The organism is Nesterenkonia sandarakina, from assembly GCF_014138825.1.
Lineage (GTDB): Bacteria > Actinomycetota > Actinomycetes > Actinomycetales > Micrococcaceae > Nesterenkonia > Nesterenkonia sandarakina.
The window spans coordinates 1,593,141-1,605,208 of the sequence record NZ_JACJIH010000001.1 but is presented as its reverse complement, the minus strand read 5'-3'; the positions used below and the strand labels follow the sequence as shown (position 1 = coordinate 1,605,208).

10 protein-coding genes and 1 pseudogene are annotated in these 12,068 nt (G+C 70.2%); 8 read left to right on the top strand and 3 right to left on the bottom strand.

Features of this window, described 5'->3' with window-relative positions; all coding sequences use genetic code 11:
* The first annotated feature begins 76 nt into the window (after positions 1-76).
* From hemQ to hemL, 7 genes and pseudogenes are all read left to right on the top strand, one after another.
* Positions 77-805, top strand: coding sequence for a hydrogen peroxide-dependent heme synthase (gene hemQ / locus HNR24_RS07235; RefSeq protein ID WP_182495438.1), 729 nt, complete (start codon positions 77-79; stop codon positions 803-805).
* Positions 802-2,127, top strand: a complete 1,326-nt coding sequence (locus HNR24_RS07230) for a ferrochelatase (RefSeq protein WP_375139269.1) — start codon at positions 802-804, stop codon at positions 2,125-2,127. Before hemQ ends, HNR24_RS07230 begins: the two co-directional genes overlap by 4 nt.
* Positions 2,128-3,147: a hydroxymethylbilane synthase gene (hemC, locus tag HNR24_RS07225; RefSeq protein ID WP_058888393.1), complete on the top strand. Its 1,020-nt coding sequence runs from the start codon at positions 2,128-2,130 to the stop codon at positions 3,145-3,147.
* A gap of 10 nt (positions 3,148-3,157) precedes the next feature.
* Positions 3,158-3,625 (top strand): hypothetical protein, encoded by a 468-nt coding sequence (locus HNR24_RS07220; protein ID WP_182495437.1) that lies wholly within the window; start codon positions 3,158-3,160, stop codon positions 3,623-3,625.
* 52 nt (positions 3,626-3,677) lie between these two features.
* Entirely contained in the window at positions 3,678-4,490 is an 813-nt protein-coding gene (locus HNR24_RS07215) for a uroporphyrinogen-III synthase (protein WP_182495436.1), read from the top strand.
* Between the two features lie 129 nt (positions 4,491-4,619).
* Positions 4,620-5,594, top strand: a pseudogene (hemB, locus tag HNR24_RS07210) (porphobilinogen synthase); the annotation flags it as partial.
* A 242-nt stretch (positions 5,595-5,836) separates the two neighbouring features.
* Positions 5,837-7,144, top strand: coding sequence for a glutamate-1-semialdehyde 2,1-aminomutase (gene hemL, locus HNR24_RS07205; RefSeq protein WP_182495434.1), 1,308 nt, complete (start codon positions 5,837-5,839; stop codon positions 7,142-7,144).
* A 57-nt stretch (positions 7,145-7,201) separates the two neighbouring features.
* Here the strand turns inward: hemL and HNR24_RS07200 are convergent, their stop codons facing one another.
* Both HNR24_RS07200 and betC read right to left on the bottom strand, forming a co-directional pair.
* Complete coding sequence (locus tag HNR24_RS07200; protein ID WP_182495433.1) at positions 7,202-8,242, bottom strand: zinc-dependent alcohol dehydrogenase family protein; 1,041 nt, start codon at positions 8,240-8,242, stop codon at positions 7,202-7,204.
* A 158-nt stretch (positions 8,243-8,400) separates the two neighbouring features.
* Complete coding sequence (gene betC, locus HNR24_RS07195) at positions 8,401-10,008, bottom strand: choline-sulfatase (RefSeq protein ID WP_182495432.1); 1,608 nt, start codon at positions 10,006-10,008, stop codon at positions 8,401-8,403.
* A gap of 153 nt (positions 10,009-10,161) precedes the next feature.
* Between betC and HNR24_RS07190 the strand changes: the two genes are divergently transcribed.
* Positions 10,162-11,217 carry a formylglycine-generating enzyme family protein gene (locus tag HNR24_RS07190; RefSeq protein ID WP_182495431.1) on the top strand — a complete coding sequence of 352 codons (1,056 nt, stop codon included), beginning with the start codon at positions 10,162-10,164 and terminating at the stop codon, positions 11,215-11,217.
* Here HNR24_RS07190 and HNR24_RS07185 read toward each other — a convergent pair.
* Complete coding sequence (locus HNR24_RS07185) at positions 11,195-12,001, bottom strand: 3'-5' exonuclease (protein WP_058888398.1); 807 nt, start codon at positions 11,999-12,001, stop codon at positions 11,195-11,197. The two genes, HNR24_RS07190 and HNR24_RS07185, sit on opposite strands and share 23 nt — an antisense overlap.
* Between the last annotated feature and the right edge of the window lie 67 nt (positions 12,002-12,068).

Below are 12,068 nucleotides of genomic sequence, written 5' to 3'. Positions count from 1 at the left end.
ATGTAGAAATCCGGTCAACCTCGGGCGATAAGCTGGATGCGGGACATCGCCACCTGGGGTCCCACACGGACGATCAATGCTGATGGAGGCATCTGTGAGCTACGGCAGCACCGCTCAGCGAACGCCCGAAGAGGTCAACACCTCGGGCAAGGACTGGTTCACCCTCTACACCGTCTTCGCGCGGACCGGTTCCGCTCCGCAGGGCGCTGACGTGGAGGTCGAGTTCGATGAGCTCGCCGGATCCTTCGCCGAGCAGGAGATGGACTTCCGCGGCAGCTACGACGTCTCGGCCATGCGCGACGAGGCCGACATCCTCACCTGGGTCACCGGGCCGAGCGCTGAAGGTCTGCAGGCCGCAGTGCGCCGCATCCGCCGCACCGCGATGTTCTCCAAGACCCGGATCGCCTTCTCCGCGATGGGCGTGCACCGCACCGCCGAGTTCGCCCGCAGCCATGTCCCGGCCTACGCCCTCGGTGTGCCCCCGGAGGACTGGCTGGTCGTCTACCCGTTCAACCGCTCCTATGACTGGTACCTGCTGGACCCGGCCAAGCGCGGGAAGATGCTGCGCGAGCACGGGATGCTCGGGCAGGAGTTCCCCTCGGTGCTGGCCAACACCACCTCGGCGTTCGCGCTGAACGACTGGGAGTGGCTGCTCGCGCTGGAGGCGCCGAAGCTCACCGATCTGGTGGACATGATGCGCAAGCTGCGCGAGTCCGAGACCCGCTATCACGTGCGCGATGAGATTCCCTTCTACACCGGACGCCGCCTGAAGGCCGCTTCGGAGATCGCTGAGGTCCTGCTGTGACGATCACCCCAGAGAACACCGGGTCAGACAACGGGTCGGAGAACACCGGACCGGTCCACCCCACCGAGACCTCCGATCACCCCACCGAGGAGCAAGCCGCCTCGGCCGTGGCGGACTCCTCCCAGGCCACCCCCACCCCGGGCACCGAGGACAAGGCCGAGGCCGCCGAGGCCCCGGCTCCGCTGCCGGTGGACTATGCCGAGGGCACCACCACCGACGAGCCCAGCAACTACGACGCGATCCTGCTGGCCTCCTTCGGCGGTCCAGAGGGCCAGGATGACGTGATCCCGTTCCTGCGCAATGTCACGGCTGGACGCGGGATCCCGGACGAGCGGCTCGAAGAGGTCGCCACCCACTACCGCGCCAACGGTGGGATCAGTCCGATCAACCAGCAGAACCGGGACCTCAAGGGCGCACTGGAGGCCGAGGTCGCCGCCCGCCAGCTGGACATCCCGATCTACTGGGGCAACCGCAACTGGAACCCGTTCTTCACCGAGACCTTCAAGGAGATGCACGCCGCCGGGCACCGCCGGATCCTGGCGCTGGTGACCTCCGCGTACAACGGCTACTCCTCCTGCGGGCAGTACCGCGAGGACTTCTCCCTGACCCTGGATGAGACCGAGCTCCGCGAGGAGATGAGCGTGGTCAAGGTCCGCCAGTTCTTCATGGACAAGGCCTTCATCGACCCGTTCAAGGATGCCCTGGCCGCCGGGATCGCCGATGTCCGGGAACAGCTCGAGCAGGCCGGCAAGCCGGAGGCGCAGCCGAAGATCGTCTTCGTCACCCACTCCATCCCCAGCCGCAACGCCGAAGCCATGGGCCCGGACCGGGTGATCGAGGAGTACGGCACCGATGTCTACTCGGCCGAGCACCTCGCCGTCGCCCGGCACCTGATGGCCAGCGTGCCCGAGGCTGAGGGCCTGGAGCACTCGCTGACCTTCCAGTCCCGCTCCGGCAGCCCGAAGACCCCGTGGTTGGAGCCCGACATCAACGACGCCCTGGAGGAATACGCCGAGGCCGGGGTCGCCGGGGTGGTGGTGATGCCGATCGGTTTCGTCTCGGATCACATGGAGGTGCTCTGGGACCTCGACACCGAGGCCAAGGACACCGCCGCCGAGCTGGGCCTGGCTTACCACCGGGCCGCCACCCCTGGCATCCAGGAGAAGTTCGTCTCCGGGCTGGTCGATGTGCTCAGCGAGTACCTCAAGGGAGCCAATGGGGAACCTGTGGGCTTCGGCGAACAGGTCGTGCCCGGCAAATGGTCCGGCATCTGCGGACCCTGCAACTGCACCCGGTTCCGCAAGGACGTCCAGAGGAGCTAGATGGCGACATTCACGGTAGGCACGCGCGGCAGCAAGCTGGCCCTGACCCAGACGACGACGGCGGCCGAGGCGCTCGCCTCCCACGCCGAGACTGACTACGAGCTGATCACGGTCAAGACCGAGGGCGATATCCTCACCGGGCCGCTGGCACAGATGGGCGGCACCGGGGTGTTCGCCTCGGCGCTGCGCCAGGCGCTGTTCGAGAAGACCTGCGATGTGGCCGTGCACTCGCTCAAGGACCTCCCCGCCAAGGACCTCGAGGGGCTCGCGATCGCCTCGGTGCCCTCCCGGGAGGATGTCCGCGATGCGCTGTGCTCCGCCGATGACCTGCCGCTGCGCGACCTGCCGCAGGGCGCGAAGGTGGGCACCGGGTCACCGCGCCGGGCTGCGCAGCTGCGCGCCGCACGACCTGACCTGGAGATCGTGGACATCCGCGGCAACGTCGGCACCCGGCTGGCCCGGGTCCGGGGCCACGGGTCCGCCGCCGAGGCCTCACCGCAGGCGCCGAACGCGGCCCGGGGTGACCTGGACGCCGTGGTGCTCGCCGGAGCGGGCCTGAAGCGGCTCGGACTGGAGCACCACATCGCCGAGCTGCTGCCTCCCGAGGTCATGCTGCCGGCCCCCGGGCAGGGCGCACTGGCCGTGGAGGTCCGCGCCGAGGACGCCGAGCCGACCGCGCCGCTGGGCATGGCCCTGGCGCTCTATGACGACATCCCCGCCCGGTTGGAGACCTCCGCGGAACGCGGCCTGCTGGCCCGGCTCAACGCCGGCTGCTCCGCCCCGATCGGCGGACTGGCCCGCTACGACGACAACCCCGACGGCGGCGCCACCCTGCGCCTGGACTCGGTGATCTGCGCCCCCGACGGGAGCCGGACGCAGCGCGCCGGCGCCGAGATCTCCATCGAGGCCGGAGCGGATCGCCGGGTCTCTGTGGAGCGCGCGGTGCAGCTGGGGACGCTGGTCGCGGAGCAGCTGCTGGCCGAGGACTTCGGACTGCTCAAGCACGTCGTGGACTCCTGAGGGGCTGAGCATGCTCACCCAGGCGAGACGGTCAGCGGCTGTGGCGCTCGTTGCAGGATCTGCTCTCCTGCTCGGGTGCAGCGCGGATCCCGACGCGGGTGAGCCCGAGGGTCCCAGCTTCGACAGCGCCGAAGCGCTCTACGACGCAGTCGATGAGGTGTTGCGGTGCCCCATCTTCGACAACACCAACATCATCAACATCGCGCTCTCCGACGGCGGCTTCCTGGAAGGTCTCACCTGTGGGGAGGGTATGGTGCTGGCCTGGTCCGAGGACCGCGAGGAGATCGACGAGGCCCGTGGCAACTTCGCTGATCTCTCGGAACCATCACCCGCCGTGCAGGGCCCCGGCTGGTTCGTCGTGGACGCCGAAGATTCGGTGCAGCCGCAGACCGGGGACGGCCCTGAACCGCCGCAGCCGGACTCCCGCGACCTCGAAGCCCTGGCCGAGGAGCTCGGCGCGGAGTACACCGAGTACTGACGTCTCCGGCACATCCAGGTCCCGATGCCGCAGCACTCGGTAGGCTGGCGCCATGCGCATCGCCCTGACCCGAGACCCCGCGCAGGCCGGACCGCTGGAAGCCGGGCTGCGCGCCGCCGGGCTCGAGGTCCGATTCCTGCCGGTCACCGAACAGCGCCTGCCAGCAGAGGCCAGCGAGCTGACGACGGCGCTCGAGCGGCTCTCCCGGGGGGACTTCGCCTGGGTGCTGTTCACCAGTGCGAACACGGTGCGTGCCCTGGTGAAGCTGGGCTGGGACGGGTCCCTGCCGGCGCGGACCCGCGTCGGCGTCGTCGGTCCCGGCACGGCCCGGGTGTTGCAGCGGCTGACCGGTGTCACCGAGCCGTGGATGCCGGAGGCCGAGCGCAGCGCGGCCGGGATGATCCAGGAGATGCCCGAACCGGCCCCCGATGGCAGCACCTCGTTGCTGCTGCCGCAGTCGGCCCAGGCCCGCTCCGAGCTGCGCGAGGGACTCAGCGCCCTTGGCTGGGACGTCACCCAGGTCAGCGCCTATGAGACCGACTCTCTGGTGGTGGACGGGGTGCTCGCCGCCGGTGACCCGCGGCGGCGCCTGCTGCCGCCGCCTGCCTCGGAGGATCTCCTGGACCTGAGGCAGCTGGCGGCGGATCTGCGACGCGACCGGCTCACCCGTATGGACCCCACCGTCCTGCTCGTCACCAGCTCCTCCGCGGCGGACGCGCTGGCCGACCTGGGACTCCCGCCGCGGGTTCCGCTGCTGGCCATCGGTCGGCCCACCGCCAGGACCCTCTCGCGCCGCGGAATCCCCGCCGCCGGTGTTCTCTCTGAGCCGAGCGCCGCCGCTGTCCTCGCCGCCCTGGGCCGCTGAGAACTAGACTGACGGGCGGCGTCACGCTTGGAGGATGCCCGCTGCGCAACGGCACATGCCGGCTCCGCAGCGACGCACCGTCCGCCCAAGCGCACCAACCGCCGTCCCCCTGATGACCAGGAGTCGCACGTGAGTTTCCCCGAACAGCGCCCCCGCCGGCTGCGTCGCAGCCCCGCCATGCGCCGGATGGTGGCCGAGACCCGGCTGCACCCGGCCGACCTGATCCTGCCGGTCTTCGTCCGTGAGGGCCTCACCGAACCAGTCCCGATCAGCTCCATGCCCGGGGTTGTGCAGCACACCGAATCCTCGCTGCTCACCGCCGCGGTGCAGGCCCGAGACCTCGGCCTCGCCGGGATCATGCTCTTGGGGATCCCCGCCGCCCGCGATGCCCAGGGCAGCGCCGGACTCGACCCCGAGGGGATCCTCAACCGCTCCATCCGCGCCGTGAAGGACCTGGTCGGGGACGATCTGGTGGTGATGAGCGACCTGTGCCTGGACGAGTTCACCGATCACGGGCACTGTGGGCTGATTGACGAGGCCGGAGAGGTGGATAACGACGCCACCCTGGAGGTCTACGCCGAGATGGCCGTGGCCCAGGCCGAGGCGGGCGCCGACGTCGTCGCACCCTCGGGAATGATGGACGGTCAGGTCGCCGTGATCCGGCAGGCCCTGGATGATGCCGGACACCAGCACGTGCCGATCCTGGCCTATGCCGCGAAGTACGCCTCCGGCTTCTACGGGCCCTTCCGCGAGGCCGTGGACTCCCAGCTGACCGGTGATCGGCGGCAGTACCAGATGGACGCGCCGAACCGCACCGAGGCGCTGCGCGAGGTGGAGCTGGACCTCGCCGAGGGTGCGGACATGGTGATGGTCAAGCCGGCCAGCGCCTACCTGGACATCCTCTCCGACACCGCCGCGATCAGCGATGTCCCGGTCTCGGCCTACCAGGTCTCCGGGGAGTACGCGATGATCGAGGCCGCCGCCGCCAATGGCTGGATCGATCGGCGCACTGTGATCACCGAATCATTGATCGCGATCCGCCGCGCGGGGGCCACCAACGTGCTGACCTACTACGCCGCCGAGGTGGCCGGGTGGCTGCGCGAGGAGCTCGCCGGCACCCGCGGCCCGAGCGTCCCGGCAGCCCCGGTCTCGCCCAGCGGGGACTCGGCCCCCAGCGCCGACACCCCGGTGCACCCGCGGGTCGAGCCGCATACGACTGCCGCCCCGGTGGAGGCCTCCGCGCCGTCCGAGACCAGTTCACCGACCAATACTGACGGCGATTCCACCGACGAACCCCGCACCGACGCCGGCTTCCCGCCGGTCAGCTGAAAGGACCCTGTCCCGCGATGACCACGAACCAGGAACTCTTCGACACCGCCCGCGAACTGATGCCCGGGGGCGTGAACTCCCCGGTCCGCGCCTTCGGCTCGGTCGGAGGGACCCCCGCCTTCATGGTCGCCGCGGACGGCCCCTACCTCACCGATGCCGAGGGGACCGAGTACGTGGACCTCGTGGGCTCCTGGGGTCCTGCGCTGCTGGGGCATAAGCACCCTGCGGTGATCGCCGCGGTGCACGCCGCCGTGGACGCCGGGCTGGGCTTCGGCACCTCCCACCCGCTGGAGGCGCGGCTGGCGGAGCTGGTGCAGGGCCGGGTCCCCGGTGCGCAGATGATCCGGATGGTCTCCACCGGCACCGAAGCGACCATGACCGCGGTCCGGCTGGCCCGCGGGGTCACCGGGCGCAACATCGTGGTGAAGTTCGCCGGCTGCTATCACGGGCACTCCGACGGGCTGCTCGCCGCCGCTGGCTCCGGGGTCGCCACCCTCGGGCTGCCCGGATCCGCCGGGGTGACCGAGGCGCAGGCCTCGGAGACCATCGTGGTGGAGTACAACGACCGCGCCGCACTGGAAGCTGTCTTCGCCGAGCACGGCGAGCGGATCGCCGCGGTGATCACCGAGGCCACCCCTGCGAACATGGGCGTGGTGGTCCCGGAAGCGGGCTTCAACAGCTTCATCCGGGAGATCACGCAGCGCCACGGGGCCCTGATGATCTTCGACGAGGTGATGACCGGGTTCCGGATCACCGAGTCCGGCTACTGGGGTGCCTCCGGCCGGGTGGAAGGCTGGGAGCCTGACCTGTTCACCTTCGGGAAGGTCATCGGCGGCGGTCTGCCTGCCGCCGCGCTGGCCGGACGGCGCGAGATCATGGAGCACCTCGCCCCCACCGGGCCGGTCTATCACGCCGGCACACTCTCCGGGAACCCTGTCGCCATGGCTGCCGGGGTGGCGACGCTGGAGCACGCCACCGCTGGGGTCTACGCGCATGTGGATGAGAAGGCGCAGATCGTGGCCGACGCGCTCACCGCCGCGCTGAGTGAGGCCGGGGTGGACCACACGCTGCAGAAGGTGGGCTCACTGTTCTCGGTGGCGTTCGGCACCTCGGCCACCGGGGTGCACAACTACGCGCACGCCCAGGCTCAGGAGACCTTCCGCTACGGAGCGTTCTTCCACGCCATGCTCGACGCCGGGGTCTACCTGCCGCCGAGCGTCTTCGAGGCGTGGTTCCTCTCCTCGGCGCACGACGACGCCGCCATCGGCCGCATCCTGGACGCTCTGCCGGGCGCCGCGAAGGCCGCTGCCCAGGCCCAGCCCTGAGGGTTCAGGCGCTGAAGACTCAGGTCTGTGGGTTCGGGTCTGAGGGTTCAGGTCTGATCACGCGCTCCTGGGGCTGATCATGGTCATCCCCGGGGTCGCGGAGCGCTGCATCGCCGGCAGCAGCCGGGCGGCCTCCGCGAGTCCGACCACACGTTCGATCAGGTCCTGGGGGCGCAGCACGCCGTCCGCGATCAGGGCGAGCATCCCGGGGTAGTCGGCGGCGGCCATGCCGTGGCTGCCCAGCAGGTCGAGCTCCCAGGCGATCGCGCGGGCCATCGGGACCTGGGAGAGCCCGGTGTCGGTGGGCAGCAGCCCGATCTGCACGTGTCGACCCCGACGGCGCAGACTCAGGACCGCCGCGGCGCAGGTCGACTCGCTGCCCACCGCGTCCACGCTGACGTCGCTGCCCTCTCCGGTGATCTCACCGACGGCGGCGGGCACGTCGCGCCCGTCGGCGAGGATCACCTGATCGGCTCCGAGGTCTTTCGCGGCCTGCAGCGCCTCGGGGCTGCGATCCACCGCGATCACCCGGGCGCCGAGCGCCTTGGCGATCATCACCGCGCTCAGCCCCACCCCGCCGGCGCCCACCACGGTGAGCCATTCCCCGGCGCGCAGCCGGGCGCGCGCGGTCAATGCCCGGTAGGCGGTGGCGAAGCGGCAGCCCAGCGCGGCGGCGGCCTCGAAGGAGACCGCGTCCGGGATGGCGACCAGGTTCGTGTCGGCGGCGTGCAGCGCGACGTGCTCCGCGAAGGAACCCCAATGGGTGAATCCGGGCTGCTGCTGGTTCGGGCACACCTGGGCATTGCCGTTGCGGCACCAGTCGCAGGCGCCGCAGCCGCACACGAAGGGCACCGTCACCCGGTCACCGACCTTCCAGTGCCGCACCTCCGGGTGCACGGCGGAGATGACCCCGGCAAGCTCATGCCCGGGCACATGGGGCAGGGTGAGCTCCTCATGTCCGGCCCAGGCATGCCAGTCGCTGCCGCAGAGCCCAGTGGCGTGGACCTCCACGATGACCCCGCCTGCTGGTGGGGTGGGGTCGGGGACCTCTCGGACGTCTACGGGACCTGCGATCTCATCCATCACCAGTGCGCGCATGGGACTGAACTCTACCCATCCCGGGGGCGGCCGCCGCGACCGCGCTCCTCAGCGACCCACTCATCCCCGGGGCGCGTACGGGTGGAATGATCCGGATCCCGGCGACCATTCCACCCGTTCTCGCCCCAGGGATCGCGCGGGGTGACCCGGGGCAGGGCTCAGCGGGCGCCGTCGCGGATCGTGCCGTAGTCCAGCGCAGCCCAGAAGTCCCCACGGACGTAGCGCTGCTCGGGCTCCGGGTTGTGATCGAAGGCCCGCTTGCGTCCCATGTTCAGCGCCTCGGCGACGAGCCTGCGCCGATCCTGGCTCTCCAGGATCCCGGCCTCCAACGCCGCCATGTCATAGCGGGCGTCCAGCTCGCCGCGCAGCCGCGCCACGGTGGCCGCATGCTTCTCCTCGCGCGCCGCGTTGTGCAGCTCATCCGGGTCCGTGGCGAGGTCGAAGAGCTGATCGGGATCACCCGAGCAGATCACGTACTTGTACTGCCCACTGATGATGCTCAGCTGCGGCCGGTAGGTGCCCTCGGCGAGGTACTCGATGATCACCGGGCGGTCCTCGGGTCCGATCTCACCGGCCTGCTCACCCCGGGCGATCCGCAGCACGGAATCACCGGCGGCCTTTGGCGACGGGGCGCCGGCCAGGTCCACCAGGGTGGGCATCAGGTCCAGCAGCGAGACTGGGGTCTGATACCGGCCTCGGGGCACCAGGTGCTCCGGGCCGTAGGCGATCAGCGGCACCCGCGAGGAGCGCTCATAGGGGGACATCTTGTACCAGAGGCCCCTCTCGCCGAGCATGTCCCCGTGGTCGGCGGTCACCAGGATCACGGTGTTCTCGCTGAGCCCCAGGGAGTCCAGGCGCTCGCGGATCCGGCCCACGTGGTCATCGATGTAGCTGACCGCCGCGTAGTAGGCGCGCCGGGCGTTGCGGACCTGCTCCAGGTCCGGGTAGCGCTCATCGAAGCCGCTCATCGCGCGCAGCCGGTGGCTGTGCGGGTCCTCGGCGATATCGGGCACCTCGGGGTGCGCCGGGTCGGGGATCTGCACATCGGCGAACCGGTCCCAGTGCTCCTGCGGCGGCTCATAGGGGTCGTGCGGGTGGATGAAGCTGCTCACCATGAGGAACGGCTGCGCCTCCTCGCCCGCTGCGGCGGCCGCCTGGTTCGCCCGGACGCGGTCGTTGAGGTGACGCAGGGTGCGGAAGCCGACCTCGTCGTCGAAGTCCTGCTGGACCGAGGCCTGGGAGACGCCGGCAGTGAAGACCGGGTCGGCGTCGTGATACCACTGCAGCTTCTGCTCCAGCGGCAGCGTCCAGTCCGGAACCATGTCCAGGTCAGCGGGGTAGACGTCGGTGGTGAGCCGTTCTTCGAATCCATGGTGCTGGTCCGCGCCGATGAAGTGCATCCGGCCCACCAGAGCCGTGTGATACCCGGCGAGCCGCAGCCGGTGCGCGAAGGTCGGCACCGAGGACGCGAAGTCGTCCCCGTTGTCGAAACATCCCAGCTCAGAGGGCATCACGCCGGTCATCATGGACGCGCGGGAGGGTGCGCACAGCGGGGAGTTGCAGTAGGCACGGTCGAAGACCGCGCCCTCCTCGGCCAGGGCATCCATATGCGGGGTCTTCGCGGCAGTGTCGCCGTAGGCGCCGAGCGCCTGGGCGGCCATCTGATCAGCCTGGATGACGACGATGTTCGGGGGTGAGACGCTGGGGGAGTGCTCCGGGGGAGACACGGTTCCGGTGCGGTGTGAGATGTTCTGATGGTCAGACATAGTGTGTCCCTCCTTCGAGATGAGCACTGATGGGTCCATGCTGCGCGCGTGAGTGCAGGCGTCGCGCCCTGCCAGGGTACAGGCCGCCCTCTGCCGGATTCCGGGGGATCAACGGGCCTGCAGCGAGAATCAGGAGACAGACAGGGGAGCACAATGACCGAGGCGCAGCACCATTCCGCACCAGCGTCCTGCTGCAGTCCGGGCCGCCCGGAAGCATCGCAGGACGCACCGAGCAGCACTCCGACAAGCACCCCGACCAACACCCCGACCATCACCCCGACGACGACGCCGCCTGGCGCGCTCGAACCGGCCGCACGGGCCGCGCTGGTGTCCCGGCTGGCCGCCGCGGCCGGGTCACAGCTCTCACTGATCGGGTTCGCCGCGGACCGGTTCCGGATGGGCAGCGAGGACCCGCAGGCCTACTCAGAGGATGGCGAGGGCCCGGTCCGGACGGCCCGGGTGGAGGCGTTCGCGATCAGTCCTACCACGGTGACCGTTGCGGAGTTCGCCAGGTTCGTCCAGGCCACCGGTCACCTCACCGACGCGGAGCGGCACGGCGATGCGCTGGTGTTCGAAGGTCTGCTCGAGCCCGCGCAGCGTGCGGCCGCGCCGGCCCCGGAGCCGTTGACCCCCTGGTGGCGGCAGGTGCGCGGCGCCGCGTGGTTCGCCCCGGAAGGTCCCGGGTCCACCGCTGTGGGACGGGAGGAGCACCCGGTGACTCAGGTGTCTCAGCGCGATGCCCAGGCCTATGCCGCCTGGGTGGGCGCCCGGCTGCCTACGGAGACGGAGTGGGAGTATGCCGCCCGCGGCGGACTGGATCAGCAGCCGTATCCCTGGGGATCAGAGCGTGACCCAGAGGGACGGCGCCGGATGAACATCTTCCCCGGCGAGTTTCCGCAAGGCGTAGTCGGAGAGGTGGGCACCTGTGCTGCGAAGTCTTTCGAGCCCAACGGGTATGGGCTCTACAACACCACTGGCAATGTCTGGGAGTGGACCGCCTCGGGGTTCACCGGCGGTGATGCGGCAGCGCCGGGGACCTCCGGTGCTGCCCGTTCGGGATCTGATCCGGTGCTGCGCGGGGGCTCCTATATGTGCCACAGCTCGTACTGCCGGCGCTACCGGACCTCGGCTCGGACCTGCGCCTCGGCGGAGACCTCCCTGGGTCACACTGGATTCCGGCTGGCGTTCACACCGGCCAGGCCGGGCTGACCACAGCGTCAGGGCGGGTGCGCCGCAGGTACTCCTGCAGGTCCGCGGCCTGTCCGACCTTCCAGCCGGCCTGGAGCCGGTGCAACTCGGGAGCGGGGATCTGCAGCTGCGGGAAGCGTTCCGCCTGGGCGCAGGCCACTTCCACGGCCGCCCAGGCGTCGGGTGCCGCCGAGTGCGCGGCGTCGAGCTCGACCTGATAGTGCAGGCACATCTGGCTCAGCGTGCGCTTGCCGCGGCGGTACTTGTCCACCTGCTTATCGATCACCAGCGGGTCGATGACCGCCACCGGCTCGGTGAACTCCACCCCGTGGCGCAGCGCCTCCTGCTGCAGCACGGTGAAGTCATACGGGGCGTTCATCACGACCACTGCGCTGCCGGCGGCGAACTCCTGGGCGAGGGCGGTGGTGATCTGGGCGACTGCTTCGGCAGCTGGCTGACCGTTGGCCTGGGCGTACTCGGTGGAGATGCCGTGGATCGCGGTGGTCTCGGCCGGGATCTCCACCCCGGGATCTACCAGCCATTCCCGGGTCCGCACGGGATTCCCGGCGGCAGCCGACGACGCGACCGCACCGGACTCAGCCACACCGGGTTCGGCCGCGGTCCCGGCCACAGTCACGGGCTCGAGGCTGACCTCTGTGTCATCGAAGATTACCAGTGCCGCGGAGACGATCCTCGCCACCCGAGGGTCCCTGGAGGTGGTCTCCAGGTCGAAGCCGACCCTACGGCGGGTATGCCAGGACTCGCTGCTGGGGGTGATCTCGAAGAGGGTGGGGGTCTCGGCCATGGCACTACGGTAGCGCGCGGGTGGGACATGGCCGTGGACATCACCCTGCGCCGCTGGGCGCCGGTGT